Genomic DNA, 18,220 nt, shown 5'->3' with positions numbered 1-18,220 from the left:
AATTGTTAAAGAGCTTGATGTCGATTTTTCAGACATCGCCGTCAGACGCTAGGTCGTTGGCTTGGGCTGCGTATTCTACGCATTCCCTTTATTGCGTCAAGTGTTTTTTCAAACTTCTTTTCGCCGGTTATCAACACTACTAAGTAGTTGTTAATAACGCTAACCGGTTTTCGCTTTCGCTGTATGCCGTGTCAGTGGATGCGCATTATAGGCAGCTTAAGATTTAGTGCAAGCGCTTTTATTCAAGATATGTTTCGAGCGTTGAACTTTTATGCAGATCGTTCTTTTTTTAGCTTTTTTGATTAAAGAACCACCTTTGGCTAATTAGTAAATTACTTGTTTTTGATATTTAAGTCGCTTTTGAGCTCAATTTTTCAACAGTGGTCTGGTTTATCTGGTAATTTTTAATTAGTATGTAATAGTATTTAACAGTTATTTATCATTTTTATATTCATTAGAGATTATTTTATGCAGAAATCATTCGTGATTGTTTTGATTGCGGCGCTTCTTGGCGCTTTTGTTTTTTCTCAGTTTGGCGGCACATCATCTTCGGTAGCGTTTATTGCTGGTGTAGTCGTTGCGACGTTAATTTTCACCTTTATACCAACAAGTGGTTCAAGCTCTTCTGACGAACCTTATGTTGGTCCTACAATGACACTATATGTTGGCAACTTGCCTTATCGTGTTCATGAGGGAGAAGTAAAGGCATTGTTTGGTGAGTACGGGCCTGTTAACTCAGTTCGTTTAGTACGAGACCGTAAAACTGGACGTCGCAAAGGATTTGGATTTGTTGAGATGTCTGAAGCGGGCGCACAAAAAGCAATGTCGAAATTAAACGACTATAGCTTTCAAGAGCGCACGTTAAAGGTAAGAGAAGCCAAATCACAAGAATCTGATTCGGAAAATAGCTAATCGTTATTGAACTAGGTTCTTAGCACTATAGTAAATTAATAGTGTTGTTAGTCGGTTATGGTTACCAGCGAAAAATCACTAAAACCATAATCGACTAATGTTGCTTTAAGCCCTTGGCTAATATCTTTGGTATAACATGCTTGTAATTGCTTATTGCCATTACTTTCTTTACTCAGTAAAAACCTTACCCGTTTTGCTACCGCCTCCCCTGAATCTAATAGTGTTACTCCTTCGCCAAGATAATGACTTATTTCTGTCGCTATCATTGGGAAATGAGTACAGCCCAGCACCAGTACATCAATATTAGTTGCCGCTATGGGTGCTAAGATATCGTTTAGCTTATCCATATCGATTGGCTGTTGAGCTACATACTGCTCAGCAAGTAACACTAAATCTGAAGTCCCAAATAATTCAACCTTACAGTTTCCTGCAAACTGATTGATTAATGCTTGAGTGTAATCTCGTTTCACTGTCCCAGGCGTAGCCAATAAACCAATGTGCTTTTTCTTCGATAACATGGCGGCAGGTTTAATAGCAGGAACAACTCCCACGATAGGAATGGTTAATTGCTGGCGTAATAGAGGCAATACCAAAGTACTGGCGGTATTACAGGCAACCACCACAATACTGGCGTTCAAACGTCGTGCATGATGAGTAATAAGTGCAACACATCCAGTTATTAACTCTTGCTCTGATAAGTTGCCATAGGGTAGGCGTGCATTGTCAAATAAGTAACAATAATCATGTTGTGGTAACTGTTTTCTAATTTGGTTCATTACCGACAATCCGCCGATACCAGAATCAAACACTAAAATAGGTCCAGACAATATGGGCTCCAAATATGTATATGTTCAGCATTAATCGTCGGGCCACTTTATACTTAGGTGCGTAATACTAGACATCAGCGTCATTTAGTATAATATTTGCGCCCTTTTTTACAGTATTAGGTGGACGATATGAATTTAGCTGCAATGGATCCTAAAAACTACGATGCACAATTACAACGAAAGCGCATCAAGCTAGAACAGGCCTTTGCCGATTTCAATCCACCGGCGCTTGAAGTCTTTGCTTCTGAGCCTATGCATTATCGTATGCGTGCTGAATTTAGAATGTGGCATCAAGATGATGACTTATATTACTACATGTTTGATAAAGCACTGAATGCAAAAGTGCGTTGCGATCAATATTTACCCGCTGGTTTGATCATTAATCAAATGATGGCCGCATTAATAGCAGAGTTAACACCTAATCCTGCATTGCGTTATCGATTGTTTCAAGTAGATTTCTTGTCGACATTAAGCGGCGAAATTTTAGTGTCTTTGTTGTACCACCGCCAGCTCGATGAAGAGTGGCGTGAACACGCGACTCTATTAAAAGCAAAGTTATCTGCTCAATTCAATGTCAACATTATAGGTCGTGCGCGTAAGCAAAAAATCGATTTAGACAAAGATTTCGTTGTTGAGACCTTAACGGTTAATGAACAGGTATTGCATTACAAGCAAATTGAAAACAGTTTTACTCAGCCTAATGCGAAAGTCTCTGTAAAAATGCTGGAGTGGGCTATTGATGCAACTAAAAACAGTCAGGGTGATTTACTAGAGTTGTACTGTGGTAATGGTAATTTTACGATTGCATTGGCACAAAATTTCAATCGTGTATTAGCAACAGAGCTAGCCAAGCCTTCAGTTGATGCTGCGCAATACAACATCGATATTAATCACGTTGATAATGTTCAAATTATTCGCATGTCTGCTGAAGACTTTAGTGATGCCATGGCGAAAAAGCGTCAATTTAGACGTTTAGAAGGCATCGACTTAGACAGTTACGATTGCAATACTATTTTTGTTGACCCGCCTCGTGCAGGCATTGATCCTGAAACATTAAAGCTTATCCAAGGTTACGAGCGGATTTTGTATATTTCATGTAATCCAGAAACACTGAATGACAATTTGTTAACCTTAGGTCAAACACATAAAATAACTCGCTTTGCGCTATTTGACCAATTCCCATATACCGATCATATGGAATCAGGAGTATTACTAGAACGTAAGTAATACAGCTTAACGAACAAACAGGGCGCTAATAATTAGCGCCCTGTTTGGTTATAATCGCAATAAATTAAGCACGGTTGTCAATTTTATGCTGTAACGCTTCAGCGCCTGTAGCCACCATACGCAGTTGTAGTACTAGCTGATCGGCTAATGACTTACGCTCACTACGCTTGGAATCCAACGCTGATGCTCCGGCATTAAAGACTAAAATAACTAATGCTTCAGCTTGAGCACGCGCTAACACAGGAGTGCGGTTTGCCTGGGCCTCGGTGTAATGAGCAAGTTCAGAAATAAAATGTTCAATTTCGCGCTCAACTGCGGCTCTAAATGCCGCAGAGGTACCTGAACGTTCGTGAAGTAGTATTCGAAATACGTTCGGGTTTGACTCCAATACTTCCATAAACGTGTCGACAGAAATACGGATCACACTCCCACCGGCTTCTGCACGTTGACGACCTTTACGCATCATTTGACGTAAGGTTAATCCACCTTCATCGACCATGGTCAAGCCAAGTTCGTTCATGTCTTTAAAATGGCGATAGAATGATGTGGGTGCAATACCAGCTTCACGAGCAACTTCACGTAAGCTTAGACTGGAAAAACTGCGTTCAGCACTGAGTTGATTAAATGCAGCATCCACTAATGCACGGCGGGTTTTTTCCTTTTGTTGTGCTCTAACACCCATTTACTAATCCATTCAGTCAATATTAATTCACCGATAATACCGTTTTTAAAACAGAAACACAGCACTGTTAAAGTTGACCATGACTAGTTCCCTAAGTAAAATTAGCGTACAATTGTACGCTCAACTTATTTAAACCTATTATTGGAACCCTACTAAATGAAAAAACCTCCAATCATTTGGCTTAATACCTTGTTATTTGCCATTACTTTTATCGGCGCGGTGGTATTAATCCCTTGGCGTGGTTTTACCCATGGCTTTGATGGCATTGAATGGATTGCATTTGTTGTTTTCGCTTACGCAAGTGGTCTATCGATTACTGCGGGTTACCACAGATTATGGTCACACAAAGCCTATAAAGCTCACTCTTCAGTTCGTTTTTTATACGCACTAGGCGGGGCATTGGCGCTACAGAATAGCGCATTACATTGGTGTAGTGATCACCGCATTCATCACAAACATGTTGATAATAATGATAAAGACCCGTACTCAGCTCAAATGGGATTTTGGTACAGCCACATAGGTTGGATGCTGCGCGAGTATCAAGCGAGTCGTTACAGTGACTACAACAACGTGCGCGACTTACAAAACGATCGTATCGTTATGTGGCAGCACAAGCACTACTTAGCCTTAGTGATCTTAATGAATATTGGTTTACCGGCATTTATAGGCTGGCTAAATGGCGATATTTTATCAATGGTACTTATGGCAGGTTTATTACGCTTAGTGGTAGTGCATCACTGTACTTTCTTTATTAACTCATTAGCCCATATTTGGGGTAAACAACCGTACACAGATAAAAACTCAGCCCGAGATAATGCATTTTTAGCGTTACTTACATACGGTGAGGGCTATCACAACTTCCATCATATTTTTGAAAACGATTATCGCAATGGCATAAAATGGTGGGATTACGATCCAACCAAATGGTTAATCAAACTGATGAACTGGTTTGGTTTAGCGAGTGACTTACGTAAAGTGCCACAAGAACGTATTGAAAGTGCACGTTTGCAGATGCAACTTTTACAAGCTCAGAATCAGGTTGCTCACTTACCTAACTGCGATGAAATTATAGAAAAGTTTCAAGCAGAGTATGAGCTGATGAAGCAACACTTAGTTGACTATTATCAAGCTAAAAAGAGTTTGTTAGAGGCGAAGCGTAAGCAACTTACAGATCACAATCTGAAGCAACAAGTGCAATTATTACGTAATCAGTTTCTTGAACAACAACGAAATTGGAAAAGCCTAACAGCTGCCTACGCACAGTAAAGCTAATGCTTAATCATTTAAAAGGTCACGCCCACGCGTGACCTTTTTTGTTTTGATCAGCTTCACTAGTACATCATGTGCTAATTAAATTGCTGAGTCACCTGCTGCTGTAACGCTTTGCAATTGGTCGTAGCTCCGTCAACTGAAGGTGCAATACTCACCGATACTTTAGACCAGAAACGTTTAGGCAAAGTGGTCAGTGCATGCCCGCCTTTATGGCTAAAGTAAGATCCCCACAACCCTGTTAACGCTAACGGTATTACTGTTACAGGATCCCGTTGTAAAATTTTATCAATGCCAGGTCTAAACTCACCAATTTCACCGTCTGGGGTTAACTTTCCTTCCGGAAAAATACACACTAACTCATCGTTAGCTAATGCTTGGTGTATCTGTTCGAATGCATTTAGATATGTCGACTCACACTTTTTAGGTGAACAGATTGGGATAACACCAGCGTGCCGAAACAAATACTTTAATAATGGAATTTCGCTAATCGACTTATCCATTACAAACCGAATAGGTCGAGTCGACGCGCCCATAATGACTAACGCATCAACGTAACTCACATGATTACTGACAATAATTCCTGCCCCTTGTGCCGGAATATGTTCTCTACCATGTACATTCACCCGATACATAACATGGCTCAGCAAATAACTGATAAAGCGTTGAGTAAACTCTGGCACTTGTGAGTAGACATATAACAGCACAACCAAATTAAGCACCCCGACAAGCATAAATAATTCAGGGATACTCCATTGAAATACACCCAGTAAGACTATCGATAATACTGCAGAGCCCACCATAAAGAAGGCATTAATGATGTTATTCGCCGCAATAGCTTGAGCACATTCTTGTTTTTCTGCACGAGTTTGAATAAACGCATACAGAGGCACAATGAATATCCCGCCACTTAGGCCGACAAGAAACAAATCGATCATCACACGATAATGCTGCGCGTTAGCGATAAATGACTCGAAGCTATACACAAAACCTGGCTCAACAAGCTCTAGCGGAATAGCCGCTATCATGTCAAAACTAAATACGCTTAAGCCCAAGACCCCAAAGGGTAATAAGCCTAACTCAACATGCCCAAACGAAAAACGCTCACACACGTATGACCCAACGGCAATACCGACAGAAAATAGCGCCAGTAACAATGACACGACGGTGGCATCGGCATGTAAGTGCAGCTTGGCAAAGTTAGGGAATTGAGTTAAATAAGTGGCACCCAAGAACCAAAACCAGCTAATGGCGAGAATGGCCATCCAAATAGTCTTGGTTTGTCGCGCTTTATTAATACAACGCCAAGTGCCAGAAAATAACGAAAATTTACTAGGGTTTAAATCACCTTGGGCAGGCAGTGAAGGAATCGCACGGCTGGCAAGATAACCACAAATAGCCAACAAACAGACAATGATTGCAGCCCACGTTAAACCATTTTCATTAGACACCACCAAACCGGCGCTTAGGGTACCGACAAGAATCGACAAAAAAGTGCCCATTTCAACCAGAGCATTACCTTTTACTAACTCTGCTTCGCTTAGGGCTTGAGGTAATAATGAGTATTTTACTGGACCAAAGTATGCAGACTGGCTGCCGGTTAAAAATAGCAGCAGCAACATCACCATATAACTCTGACTGATAATCGCGATAGCCGCTGTTGACATGATAATCAGCTCTAACAACTTTAACCGTCGAATCAATTTTGCCTTATTCATATTGTCAGCCACGATACCAGCATGAGCAGAAAACAAGAAAAAAGGTAAAATGAATACGCCAGCGGCCAAATTAACAAACAAGTTAACATCAATCGGTAATGCATTTAATTGACTGTACGTTACCAGCAAGAGCAACACATTTTTATAAAAATTGTCATTAAGCGCCCCTAGGCATAAGGTCGCAAAATAGGGAAAAAATCGTTTAGTTAGCAGCATTTGAATTCCTTTTTATGCTCATTCCATCAATATAACTGTTTACATGACTCGTCAACATGTCTTGTAAACAGGATTGTGTCTCAAATAGTTTTCCATCCAATGACAAACACGTTAACCCATGTATTCCCCCCCAAAGTACGCGGCTCATCATTTCCACCTCTTGCTCACATGCAGAAGGAAAGTATTGACTTAGTTGGGACTCAACATCAGAAAATAATGACTTAATCAACCCGAGGTGAGCTGCAGGTAAAGGCTGGTCATCTGTCATTGTTAATTCAAATACCAATCGGAAACAGCGTCGATTAGCTAAAGCAAACTGACTATAAACGATTGCCATTTGCTCAATGGTTTTTGTTGGGGTGGTCGGTTTAATTAACTGTAACTGCGCAGCTAGCTGTAACAATGTTTGTTCAGATACCGCGAGTAATAAATATTGGTAACTACCAAAAATATTGATTAACGTGCTTGGCACGTAACCAATGGTGGTTGCAACTTTTCGCAAACTTAGGTTATCGACACCATGGCATTGTAAATGCTCAACCACAGCACTAATAGCCATATGGCGGATCTGCTCATGCGTATGCTCTTTTCGTCTCGCCACAATACCAACCTAAAAATGATATGCACCTTATTAAGTTGATAAATTAACAGCAAACAAAATAAAAAACAACGTTCATAATAATTATTTTTTTAATTAAAAATACACGACTAGGTTTGATAAACCGCGAATAACCAAGAAATAATCCTTGAGAAACATTATAATTGCTCATCAATAAGCCAGCGACAGAAACATAACCATGCCTCATACCGATATAAAACTAACCGAATATAGCCATGGCGCAGGCTGCGGCTGTAAGATCTCTCCTAAAGTCTTAAGCACCATTCTTGCGTCACAACTTCCAGTATTTACTGACCCCAATTTATTAGTCGGTAATCAAACCCGTGACGATGCTGCAGTTTATAAACTCAATGAGCAAACCGGCATTATCAGTACCACCGACTTTTTTATGCCCATTGTAGATGATCCATTTACCTTTGGAAGAATTGCCGCAACCAATGCCATCAGCGATATTTATGCCATGGGCGGCACGCCAATTATGGCTATTGCCATTTTAGGCTGGCCGGTTAATGTATTGCCACCAGAAGTGGCACAGCAAGTGGTTGATGGCGGACGCCAAGCTTGTGCCGATGCAGGTATTATGTTGGCTGGAGGTCACAGTATTGATGCTCCTGAACCTATTTTTGGTTTAGCGGTTACAGGGCAAATCCCGCTTGAGCGAGTAAAACAGAACAACACTGCCAAAGCGAATGATCGTCTATATCTCACCAAACCAATTGGTATTGGCATTCTGACTACAGCACAGAAACAGAAAAAGCTGCGTGATGAAGACAGTCAAATTGCCCCAAATGCGATGTGTCAGCTCAACACGATAGGTATTGATATCGCTAAAATTACTGGGGTTAATGCATTAACGGACGTCACAGGATTTGGACTAGCGGGTCACTTAATTGAAGTCTGCCAAGGTGCACAACTTAAAGCTAATATCGTTTTATCCCAAGTCCCTTTACTCCCTAAAGTCAGTGATTACCTCGCTCAAGGTTGTATTCCAGGCGGTACCCATCGCAATTTTGACAGTTATAGCGAACATTTGCCGCCATTAACAGATGACCAGAAAGCGATTATTTGCGATCCACAAACCAGTGGAGGACTATTAGTTGCCGTGAGTGCAGAGGCTGAACAGGAACTTAAAACACTATTAGAAGCCAATGGAATTGACGCTATTTGTATCGGTATGCTCAATACTTATGAGCCACGCGCTGACGGACACGATATCCTTGTGGAATTAAACTAATGAGCGAGGTCATCCCCAGCTCAGAATATGGCAGACTTCTATTAGAAAACCGTCCATTAATTGACGTAAGAGCGCCTATCGAATTCATTAAAGGTGCTTTTGGCCACTCGATTAATTTACCATTAATGCAAGATGGTGAACGCGAAAAAGTGGGCACATGCTATAAAAGACGTGGCCAAGAGGCTGCTATAGCATTAGGTCATGAGCTGGTGAAAGGTAAAATTAAACAGCAACGTATAGATGCTTGGCTTGCTCAATTGTCACAACATCCTGACAGCTATTTATATTGTTTTCGTGGCGGTTTGCGCTCAAAGCTATCACAGCAATGGATTAAAGAATCAGGCATGAACATCCCTTATATTGAAGGGGGTTATAAAGCCATACGTAGTTTTTTAATTAATACTATCGAGCAAGCGCCAAGCCAATCTAAAGTGCTAATTTTAAGTGGCATAACAGGTAGTGGTAAAACGGAAGTTATCCATCAACGGAATGAATCAGTCGACCTTGAAGGCCTTGCCAACCATAAAGGGTCGAGCTTTGGCAAAAATATCGATCCGCAACCCAGTCAAATCAACTTCGAAAATAATTTAGCCGTGGCATTGCTGCAGCATCAACAACAGCAACATAACCATTTGCTGTTAGAAGATGAAAGTATGCTAATTGGTCGTTCAGCCCTGCCAAAGCATTTTTACAGCGCCATGCAACAAGCTGATATTATCGTACTCGACGAGCCATTAGACGCGCGTTTACCGCGTTTATTAAATGACTATGTTGAGCAAAAACTGGCTGATTATGTATCTGGATTAGGTGAGCAAGCGGGTTTCGATGCATTTAAAGCATATTTGACTCAAAGTTTATTGGGCATTCGTAAACGCTTAGGCGGTAAGCAACATCAAGAATTGCAAGACTTGGTTGATAATGCGCTTAACGTACAACAAAGCCAAAATGATACCAGTAAGCATTTAGACTGGATAAGCCTGTTACTCGATATTTATTATGACCCGATGTATATGTATCAACTTGAAAAGAAACAGGACAGAGTTATCTTTCAAGGCGACAGAAAAGCGATACATCAATGGTTAGATAGTCATAAGTCATAAGTTATATAAGCAAAAATGCCCTCATGATGAGGGCATTTTTATGTGTATCTCACCAAATTCAGTATTGAAATCAACATAAATCTGGTCACAGTAGTTCAAGACTCACTGTTATTAACGGATAAAACTGCACACTGCCATCGTTATTTAACCACGATGCACGATATAGTGTTGATGGTTTCTAGTGGCTACTGTTGCCATATCGTTACTCATGCCGTTGCCATCATATGATTAATAAATTAATCTCTGTTCGAAAAAGCAACACATTCAAAATATTAATTTATGTCTATTAAAATATAAACAAATTAATTAGTTAACAATATATCCCACGGGAGGTTAGCACTACCTACCACAATAAAATTTGGGTTTTCGAGTGTTTCACGCTCATTGTAGGTCATAGGCTGTAAATTAATATCAATCAGTGCACCACCTGCTTCTTCAATAATAATCTGCGCAGCACCAGTATCCCATTCACCAGTGGGTCCTAAACGGACATAGCAATCAGCACGTCCCTCGGCCACCAAACAACTTTTTAATGCTGCACCACCCATCACCACTAACTCACAATGATTGGGTTTATTGAGTAACTTTAAAACCGATTGCGGATCTTGACGACGACTAACGGCTAAACGTAAATGCTCTGGTTCATCACCGGTTAATTGTTTACTGGTGATACGTATCTCGTTCTTACCATCACGCTTATAAGCACCTAGCCCGGCTATTGCGTAATAACACACCTTAGTCATCGGCACATAAACCACTCCCATGATAGGACGGTTATGTTCAACTAAAGCAATGATCACTGAAAAATCACCACTGCCAGCAATAAACTCACCCGTGCCATCTAATGGATCGACTAGCCAATAGCGTTTCCATGTTTCACGCACACTTAGTGGAATATCTGCAGCTTCCTCACTTAAAATAGGAATGTCGGGCGTGAGTTCAGCTAACTGACGGCAAATAATATCGTGCGCGGCTAAATCGGCAGACGTGACAGGGGTATTGTCGGACTTAATTTCGCGTTTGAAGTTACCTTTAAGGTAAATATCACGAATTTTTTGCCCAGCTTCCGTTGCGATGTCTATAACTTGCTCAATTACATCTTCTGGCTTCATTATTACTCCAATTGCTGGATTCGATAAGGATGACCTCACAAGGACATCAATAAATAAGGCTATTGCCTATTCGATGTTGCTGTTCAATGACTAACTCAATACGACTTGTGAATAACCTATTTTACGGCGTTGACTTCACGTGTAAGATTATCTGTTGGTGTATTGAGATATTGCTGAGTTAAAAAAAGCGCACTAACACTACGAGATTCTGAAAAATCAACATTCTCGAGTAATAACTGCCAATCAGATAATGGCCAAGGGATCACGTCTATTGGTTCAGGCTCATCCCCTTCTAAACGGCTAGGGTACAGTTTTTCAGCAACAAAAATATGCATTTTGCTGGAAAAGTAGCCTGGCGCAAGCGATAGCTCTTTTAGATAGGTCAATTGATAACTGCCAAAACCAATTTCTTCTTGGAGCTCTCGATTAGCGGCTTCAACTGCCGTTTCGCCTGGATCTATCAACCCTTTCGGAAAACCGAGTTCATAATTATCAGTGCCGGCGGCGTATTCACTCGCTAATAATAGATTACCTTGATGAATAGGCACTATCATCACCGCACCTCTGCTACCGCCCTTCATTCTTTCATATTGACGCTCTACGCCATTAGAAAACTTAAGGTGTACCTGCTCGATTTGAAACAGTCTGCTTTTGGCAACAATTTCGGTATGCAGGATTTCCGGCTTTTTATGCCGCTGTGTCATTGAAGCCTCGTGTGACGAATTAATATATACAGGGTACAATCTTACTATTATGGGTATATTCTACAACCGGAATTTACATGTTTCCTTGGTATAAAATAGATACAGTGCTGCTCGACATGGATGGTACCTTGCTTGATCTGCATTTTGATAACCACTTTTGGTTACATTTAGTGCCACAACAATTAAGCATGCAGCGTCAAATAAGTTTGGATGAAGCCAATACACTCGTTAAACAAGCTTACTATGATGTCGTTGGCACCTTAGATTGGTATAGTCTTGATTACTGGCAACGCTATTTACAACTCGATATTTTGGCATTACACCATGCATCGGCTGATAGAATTAAACTTCGCCAAGACAGCATGCCTTTTTTACAGGCATTAGCAGGGGCAAGTAAACAACGCATTTTGTTTACTAATGCTCACCCACAAAGCTTAGCGCTTAAGTTAACTCATACCAATTTAGGCCATGGTTTAGATGAAATGTTATCGAGCCATGAAAGCGGTTATCCCAAAGAACATCCGCAATTTTGGCAGTATGCACTGACTAAGTTCAACTTAGATCCGTCACGGTGTTTATTTATTGATGACAGCGAAGTGATATTAGCGGCATCGAAAAAGGCTGGCATAGGTTATCAACTCGGGATTAAAAACCCCGATAGCCAAAAGCCTCATATTGAATTTACCGACTTCCCAGCGATTACAGATTACCACCCACTATCATTGGCACTTCAATCGGTATAAGCAATATCACTATATAAACGATTCAAGTAGTGATTGATCGTTAAATAGCGGTTGATGTCTGAACATAGTTAATAAGGTAGCTGTTGAGGTTATTCGATAAATTATTGCCGATATAAAAATGCCTTGATAGTGATATCAAGGCATTAGTTATTCAAATATCAACCGATTTTACAAGCCAGGCACAACGCCTTGATAGTTAATAGGGTAATACCCTTGGCTGTCTTGTCGACCTAAAAAGGATAACGAATCACGTAAATCTTTAGGTTGGGCATCGGTAGGTTTAATTTTAGCACTCACTTTAACCAAGTTTGACTCGCCTAAAATAACAGTTCCCGTTAAACCTAATACGTTTTGGGTTTCATCAGTGGCAATTTGTAATTGCCCATCAAGGCAACTGAGCCCCAATGAAATGTTACCTAAAGGGTACACGCCATATTGATTTTTAACGTTAGTATTATTTAAAAATAATTTACCGTTTAATTGTGTACACCATGGTTTACCTTGCTCTAGCACTGCAACCATTAAGCTCACATCGCCATCAATTTGCGTTTTAAAAGGTAAACGGGCGCCCGCTAGTAAAAAACTATCAGGTAAATCAAGGCGAATATTTTTGGCAGTCAGCCCAGATAACGACCAACTCACACTACCTTTACCACTAACAGCCGTAGCTCGATTACCGATATTAAAATCGATATCGGCTTTACCAAGCAGTAATCCCCATGGACTTAACTGCCAACTAACGTGTTCTATTTGGCGTTGATCAATGGTAATTAACGCCGCCTTTCCTTGCCAAAGTGTACCTTCAGCACCTGTGATAACCACATTATTAGGTAACGGAGCGATACTGACTAACCAGTTCGCCGGTAAATAAACCAATAAAAACGCGAGGTAAATAATGACGCCAATGACTATTTTTGAAAATAAGCTCACAAAAAATCCTTACTGAGAAAGCTGAATACGTCTTACTTTTACAAAGCCAGCAACGTCTGATTCGGTTAGATCTACGCTGTCTAACGTTAAGCCCTTTTGCTCTACTAAGTCATGCAAGTAACCCAGTAACGCATCAAATGGCACGTCATCCATCCATAGCTGAATTTTATCGTCTTGCGGCTGCATGCGAGTGATCTCTAACTTATATTGTCCAGCTGTTTGATTTACCAAAGAACTTAAACTGCCACGAACTTTAGCTTGCGCACCCGCTTGTTTCAGACCAGCTATTTTATTGGCGGTTTGTTTAACATAATTTAACGTTTGCTGCGCTGCGCTGTTATCACGTTGGGCAGTTTCTTGAGCATTCGATATCGGTGTCCAAATGCCCCAATAAATGATGCCTATCGCCAATACTGCAGCACAAAAACCAACAAGTTGTTGTTCTCTAATGGCTAAACCTTGCCACCAACTACGCATGTTTTCCATGTTATTTATTCCTTAACGTCAGCGTACTGGTAACGCTTTCTTCGCTACTGTTCATGGCACCACCTTCGAGAAGATAGTCTTTGCTAACAAGCTCTTTAAATGTATCTATTTGGCCGTACGTTTTTGCTGTCACTTGCATTCGTAGCTCATTACGATTGGCTTCGTAACGCAAAGTGTTCGGTTTAAGTTCTGGCACCTTACTAAACGCTGGCTTTAAACCATCTAGCATTTCAAAAAATACTGCACCGCCACCTTGGCCTTGCATACTGCGTAATTCACTGCCCATTTGTGAGCGCATATTAACAATACGGTTTACACCCGGTACAGCTTGTTTAAAAATCATTTCGCTTTGAGCTTGCAGCCCTGCGGTCTGGTTATTCAGTTGATGAATGGCGATGCCTTTATTCGCTAAGGCTAAAACAATCGCAATCATCACTACAATCGCAGTATTTTTCCAGGTGAGTAACTGCTTACTGTATTCATGCTTAGGTTTATAAATGCCACTTAGCAAATTGATTGGGGCGTTCAAAATGCCTTTTGCTAATACCATCATCGGTAAATCGAGTGGCTTGTTATTAATTTCCACGCCTTCAAATACAATATCGTCACTGTAGCTTGCAACACTAATTGACTCATTATCATTAGGTTTTGCAGCTGTTAATAGGTGTGGAAGTGCAAATGCAGACCATGCTTTAGGCACGCTAACACCGCCACCTTCAGACGTTCGGATTAAATACTCACTACCAACACTCATTGCCGCCCAGCGACATTGCTCTAACGGCAACGCTAAACAATCTGGCACGATACGTTTTACTTTTAAGCCTGCATGATGGAGCCATTCAAGCCATATTTGCATTTGCTCATGCGCCACAGCAGCCACATTAAGCTGCTCACCTTCACGAGGCCCAACAACAAAATGCATATTGTCTACATTCGTCGCTAATGATTCCTCTAACATATATGGCAACGCCTTTAATGCTTGGCGTTGACCTTTTTCGGGCAACATAATTTGTGTCAATGTCATGTTGGCCGCAGGCACAAGTACATCAACAGGACGATTACCCGCACGCTCAGCTAAAGTGCTGAGACTGGCGGCATCAGATAATTCACCAGAAGCGATGATCTCTTGCTCTTGTTCTGACCATACTAGCCACGAACATGGGTGTTCTGATGATTTTCCTAACCGGATAAATAGCCGTTCAGACACTGTTTATTCTCCACCGATCTCAATACGCATTGTTACGCAATGAATTTGTTATTATTGTTGGCCACCATACTGACGGGTGAGCACATCTAAATCTTTACCATTACGCTTCAGGACACTATCCATTCGAAATATTGCAGTATCGACTTTGGCACCAGCCTTCAATAAAAAGTACTGACTATCAACCACAAAACTCGACTTTACATTTGCTTCAATCTTTATACCACTGAGTGATGAACCTTCCCAAAACTCTTCAATTTTTTCATATCCATCCGCTGGACGATTGTTAATAACATTTTCAGCTTCGCCGACTGATATTTTATTTTCTAACATTGCTGTCAGTAAAGCTGCTTGCTCAACCTTAATGGTATTTACATTTAATAGCTGACTGTCTTCACCAGGTATTGCACATACATAAGGTAAAAGATTCAGGTAAACATCTTGGTTGAACCCTAACACTGCACGTAACTCACTGCGATGCTGCATCAAGGTATTGGCCGCACGATATGGCACATTACGCGATTCATATTCGGCATCTTCAGCACCATATGGGCCCGATAACGTATCTTCGTCGATATAATCTTTAAGGGTTGACGTTAATTGCTCGGCGCCAAAATCATCAACGCCTAAACTGATCAACAGCGATTGAAACTGTATAGCTGCTACGGTCATTTTGGGCTGACCATTTTCAATTTCATTCGATGCTTGACCGACGGCATTAACATTAAAGCATGATCGCATATCTTGTATTTCACCGACAATTTCACCGTATTCAGCTGGAAAAGCCACATTGGCCAAGGCCCAATACTGTTGTAAATGTACGGTTCCTTCTGAATCTTCAAAATCTTGCTTGAGCACTTTCATCGCCAGCTCTTCAGCAGAAAGGGCATACCAATAAGCCTGGTCGTATTGGGCTAAATTAAGCGTTCGACGCATTGAAAGCTGATTGCGACTACTAATGTTGGTGGCAATAATCACCACCATAGCAACAATTAGCATCACTACTATTAATGCAACCCCGCGTTGCTTTTGGCCGCCCATTATGAGGATTTCCCATCATCGGTTTCATTTTCATCTTTACTATTTGAACCGTTACGGTTGTTGCCACTGTCTTTGTCAGACTTAGTTGCTGGTGCACCTTTAGGCAGTAAAAAACGACGCTGAATTTTACCCAAACCTTCTAATTCTATTTCCATCGCAATCCCTTTTGGCATCACGGTTCCATCAACTTGCTTTTGCCATTTATCATCCATATAAAACGAATACTCAATTGACAGCACATGGTCAATAACCATGCTTTTTAATGGCTCAGCACCTGATACAGGTTCAGGATAAGGATAATACCAACGCTCAAGACGGCCATTTTGAACCACATAGGCAACCGATTGCAGGCTGCCTCTAGGTAACATGCCATCGGGGTTTAACCAGCCCAAACGGTAAAATACCAGTGCTTCGGTTTCAGAGTCGAGGATATTATCGCCAGCCTGAAAAAAACGGCTGCCACGATCACCTTCAAATAATCTAGGGCTACGCGCTACCATTTGGCCCAAATCACGTTCTAACGCACCAAAACCTTGCTGTAATGACTTAAGCCGAGTAGCAAACTCTTTGGTCACTTCATCATTTTTCATTACCGTCGACAATACTGAGTTTGCCGCGATACCCAACATGGCAAAAATCGCAATCGCGATAAGCATTTCGAGTAAGGTAAAGCCGCTGAAATACCTAGGCTTTGTTATGGACATAACTGCTTACCTGAGCCACTACGCGTTTAAATTTGTCGTCGTCACTGACGCTAATACGGATCATTCTAAATTTATCATCGGTGGTTTTAATCACTTCTTGGCGCCAATACCATTCACGGCCAGCAAGTTCTGACTGACCCGTTTTTTGGCCTATATCAGGAAAGGTACCAGGTAATCGCACGTCGACCATTTGGTTACTGGCCACCCATTGGGCTAACGTTCGTTCTTCTAAAATGGGCATGTTCGCCATTTGTTCACCCAAACTTTTGGTAACCGATACTGCTGCAATGGAAAACACAGCTAGAGCAACGATAACCTCAAGTAAGGTCATACCACAATTCTTACCGCGTAAGCTTTTAACGCCAGAGTGACTAACACATGAGCGACTAATACCTAAGTTGTTAATACCTGAGCGGTTAACTTTCCCGTATTGAGGGCGTCGATGTGATGTGAGTTTATTCATCTACATGCCCTAATGTTAAACGGCCTAACGCGTCACCCACAACCAGCACATTGACTGGCTGACGGTCGTCATTAATCGTATTAAAACCCAACTCAAAGGGAGTCATTTCTCCGCTGGGAAACAATAAAATTTGCGGTTCAGGATGTTTCTTTTTTTCTTCTTCGCTCTCTTCGTCGATAAAAGGTTCATCAAACCAAGATTCATTTTGCTCGTCTTCTTGAACTAATGGCATGCCATCGATCACAATATCTAAGGTAATACCTGCATCCATTTTTTTGGCCGATAATAGCCGGTCTTGATCAACTGGCATCCATTTGCCTTCTTTATAAAACACAAACTGATATTGATCTTCGTCAATCACAATGCCAATAAACTGACCGCTTAAGACGCTTTCATCAAGCACCATCTCAGTGGCAGTCATAAAACGTTGCGCCTGTTTTTTGAGCATTTGTTCCGGCCCAGCAACACTAATAGACATGGTTACCGCAGAGGCAACCAAACCCATTAGCAATGCCACAATTAACACCTCTAATAAAGTGAAACCGGCTTGACGATGATGAATCATCTTATTGGAAATCTTGTAAATTCCAGCTTCCGATATCGTCTTCAGAACCTGGTTGTCCATCTGGTCCTGCGCTGAAAATGTCAATTTTGCCATTTTCACCAGGGCTTAATAGTAAATAGTCACTGCGCCATGGATCTTGTGGTAAACGCTTAACATACCCACCTTCACGGAAATTACGCGGCTCTGGTGACGAGTTAGGCTTTTGCACCAACGCATCAAGACCTTGTTCTGTGGTTGGGTAAATACTGTTATCTAACTTATACATATCCAATGCATTTTCTAACGCCACAATATCTGATACCGCTTTTTGTTGATCGGCTTTGTCCTTGTTACCCATCAAATTGGGCACAACCATTGACGCTAAAATACCTAAAATAACAATCACCACCATTACTTCGAGTAAGGTGAAACCACGTTGTTTATTATTATGTTGCATTAATTACTTCCTCTAAAAATTGTCTATA

20 protein-coding genes are annotated in these 18,220 nt (G+C 41.1%); 6 read left to right on the top strand and 14 right to left on the bottom strand.

The genetic code is table 11. The features are described 5' to 3' along the window. Positions 1 to 468 precede the first annotated feature (468 nt). Entirely contained in the window at positions 469 to 912 is a 444-nt protein-coding gene (locus tag H5125_RS10020) for an RNA-binding protein (protein ID WP_101087393.1), read from the top strand. A 47-nt stretch (positions 913 to 959) separates the two neighbouring features. Here the strand turns inward: H5125_RS10020 and murI are convergent, their stop codons facing one another. Beyond that, positions 960 to 1,739, bottom strand: coding sequence for a glutamate racemase (gene murI, locus H5125_RS10015; RefSeq protein ID WP_101087394.1), 780 nt, complete (start codon positions 1,737 to 1,739; stop codon positions 960 to 962). Between the two features lie 129 nt (positions 1,740 to 1,868). Here murI and trmA point away from each other — a divergent pair, with 129 nt between their 5' ends. Next, positions 1,869 to 2,966, top strand: coding sequence for a tRNA (uridine(54)-C5)-methyltransferase TrmA (trmA, locus tag H5125_RS10010; RefSeq protein ID WP_101087395.1), 1,098 nt, complete (start codon positions 1,869 to 1,871; stop codon positions 2,964 to 2,966). A 64-nt stretch (positions 2,967 to 3,030) separates the two neighbouring features. On the opposite strand, the gene fabR is transcribed toward trmA, so the two are convergent. Then, positions 3,031 to 3,648: an HTH-type transcriptional repressor FabR gene (gene fabR / locus H5125_RS10005; RefSeq protein WP_011635616.1), complete on the bottom strand. Its 618-nt coding sequence runs from the start codon at positions 3,646 to 3,648 to the stop codon at positions 3,031 to 3,033. Positions 3,649 to 3,804: 156 nt separating this feature from the next. Between fabR and H5125_RS10000 the strand changes: the two genes are divergently transcribed. Then, a complete protein-coding gene (locus H5125_RS10000) occupies positions 3,805 to 4,914 on the top strand; it encodes a fatty acid desaturase (protein ID WP_101087396.1) in 1,110 nt (369 codons plus the stop codon). An 80-nt stretch (positions 4,915 to 4,994) separates the two neighbouring features. Here the strand turns inward: H5125_RS10000 and H5125_RS09995 are convergent, their stop codons facing one another. Together H5125_RS09995 and H5125_RS09990 are read right to left on the bottom strand one after the other, a co-directional pair. Beyond that, positions 4,995 to 6,851: an MFS transporter gene (locus tag H5125_RS09995; protein ID WP_182744163.1), complete on the bottom strand. Its 1,857-nt coding sequence runs from the start codon at positions 6,849 to 6,851 to the stop codon at positions 4,995 to 4,997. After that, positions 6,838 to 7,452 carry a TetR/AcrR family transcriptional regulator gene (locus tag H5125_RS09990; RefSeq protein ID WP_182744162.1) on the bottom strand — a complete coding sequence of 205 codons (615 nt, stop codon included), beginning with the start codon at positions 7,450 to 7,452 and terminating at the stop codon, positions 6,838 to 6,840. The genes H5125_RS09995 and H5125_RS09990 overlap by 14 nt, the downstream gene beginning before the upstream one ends. Before the next feature lie 196 nt (positions 7,453 to 7,648). On the opposite strand from H5125_RS09990, the gene selD reads away from it, so the two are divergent. After that, positions 7,649 to 8,704, top strand: a complete 1,056-nt coding sequence (gene selD, locus H5125_RS09985; protein ID WP_059745183.1) for a selenide, water dikinase SelD — start codon at positions 7,649 to 7,651, stop codon at positions 8,702 to 8,704. Further along, complete coding sequence (mnmH, locus tag H5125_RS09980; RefSeq protein ID WP_182744161.1) at positions 8,704 to 9,804, top strand: tRNA 2-selenouridine(34) synthase MnmH; 1,101 nt, start codon at positions 8,704 to 8,706, stop codon at positions 9,802 to 9,804. Before selD ends, mnmH begins: the two co-directional genes overlap by 1 nt. Before the next feature lie 302 nt (positions 9,805 to 10,106). Here the strand turns inward: mnmH and cysQ are convergent, their stop codons facing one another. Both cysQ and nudE read right to left on the bottom strand, forming a co-directional pair. Beyond that, positions 10,107 to 10,916: a 3'(2'),5'-bisphosphate nucleotidase CysQ gene (gene cysQ / locus H5125_RS09975; protein ID WP_101087400.1), complete on the bottom strand. Its 810-nt coding sequence runs from the start codon at positions 10,914 to 10,916 to the stop codon at positions 10,107 to 10,109. A gap of 116 nt (positions 10,917 to 11,032) precedes the next feature. After that, positions 11,033 to 11,620: an ADP compounds hydrolase NudE gene (gene nudE, locus H5125_RS09970; RefSeq protein WP_162022018.1), complete on the bottom strand. Its 588-nt coding sequence runs from the start codon at positions 11,618 to 11,620 to the stop codon at positions 11,033 to 11,035. Positions 11,621 to 11,697: 77 nt separating this feature from the next. Between nudE and yrfG the strand changes: the two genes are divergently transcribed. After that, on the top strand, positions 11,698 to 12,363 hold the full coding sequence (yrfG, locus tag H5125_RS09965) for a GMP/IMP nucleotidase (protein ID WP_101087402.1): 666 nt from the start codon (positions 11,698 to 11,700) through the stop codon (positions 12,361 to 12,363). A gap of 168 nt (positions 12,364 to 12,531) precedes the next feature. Here the strand turns inward: yrfG and H5125_RS09960 are convergent, their stop codons facing one another. The 8 genes from H5125_RS09960 to gspG all read right to left on the bottom strand — a co-directional run bounded on the left by H5125_RS09960 (position 12,532) and on the right by gspG (position 18,192). Continuing rightward, positions 12,532 to 13,293, bottom strand: coding sequence for a type II secretion system protein N (locus H5125_RS09960; RefSeq protein WP_101087403.1), 762 nt, complete (start codon positions 13,291 to 13,293; stop codon positions 12,532 to 12,534). Between the two features lie 9 nt (positions 13,294 to 13,302). Further along, positions 13,303 to 13,779, bottom strand: a complete 477-nt coding sequence (locus H5125_RS09955; RefSeq protein WP_101087404.1) for a type II secretion system protein M — start codon at positions 13,777 to 13,779, stop codon at positions 13,303 to 13,305. A 1-nt stretch (position 13,780) separates the two neighbouring features. After that, a complete protein-coding gene (gene gspL / locus H5125_RS09950) occupies positions 13,781 to 14,986 on the bottom strand; it encodes a type II secretion system protein GspL (protein WP_101087405.1) in 1,206 nt (401 codons plus the stop codon). A gap of 51 nt (positions 14,987 to 15,037) precedes the next feature. Then, entirely contained in the window at positions 15,038 to 16,024 is a 987-nt protein-coding gene (gene gspK / locus H5125_RS09945; protein ID WP_162022014.1) for a type II secretion system minor pseudopilin GspK, read from the bottom strand. Beyond that, a complete protein-coding gene (gene gspJ / locus H5125_RS09940) occupies positions 16,024 to 16,728 on the bottom strand; it encodes a type II secretion system minor pseudopilin GspJ (protein WP_101087407.1) in 705 nt (234 codons plus the stop codon). Before gspJ ends, gspK begins: the two co-directional genes overlap by 1 nt. Next, positions 16,709 to 17,119 carry a type II secretion system minor pseudopilin GspI gene (gene gspI / locus H5125_RS09935; RefSeq protein WP_310734193.1) on the bottom strand — a complete coding sequence of 137 codons (411 nt, stop codon included), beginning with the start codon at positions 17,117 to 17,119 and terminating at the stop codon, positions 16,709 to 16,711. The genes gspJ and gspI overlap by 20 nt, the downstream gene beginning before the upstream one ends. A 64-nt stretch (positions 17,120 to 17,183) precedes the next feature. Then, positions 17,184 to 17,756 carry a type II secretion system minor pseudopilin GspH gene (gspH, locus tag H5125_RS09930; RefSeq protein WP_182744160.1) on the bottom strand — a complete coding sequence of 191 codons (573 nt, stop codon included), beginning with the start codon at positions 17,754 to 17,756 and terminating at the stop codon, positions 17,184 to 17,186. 1 nt (position 17,757) lies between these two features. Beyond that, a complete protein-coding gene (gspG, locus tag H5125_RS09925; RefSeq protein ID WP_059745209.1) occupies positions 17,758 to 18,192 on the bottom strand; it encodes a type II secretion system major pseudopilin GspG in 435 nt (144 codons plus the stop codon). Between the last annotated feature and the right edge of the window lie 28 nt (positions 18,193 to 18,220).

The sequence above is a fragment of the Shewanella sp. SR44-4 genome, assembly GCF_014163715.1.
Taxonomy (GTDB): domain Bacteria; phylum Pseudomonadota; class Gammaproteobacteria; order Enterobacterales; family Shewanellaceae; genus Shewanella.
Note: the sequence above shows the minus strand (reverse complement) of the source record. Positions and strands in the feature narration are given on the sequence as shown.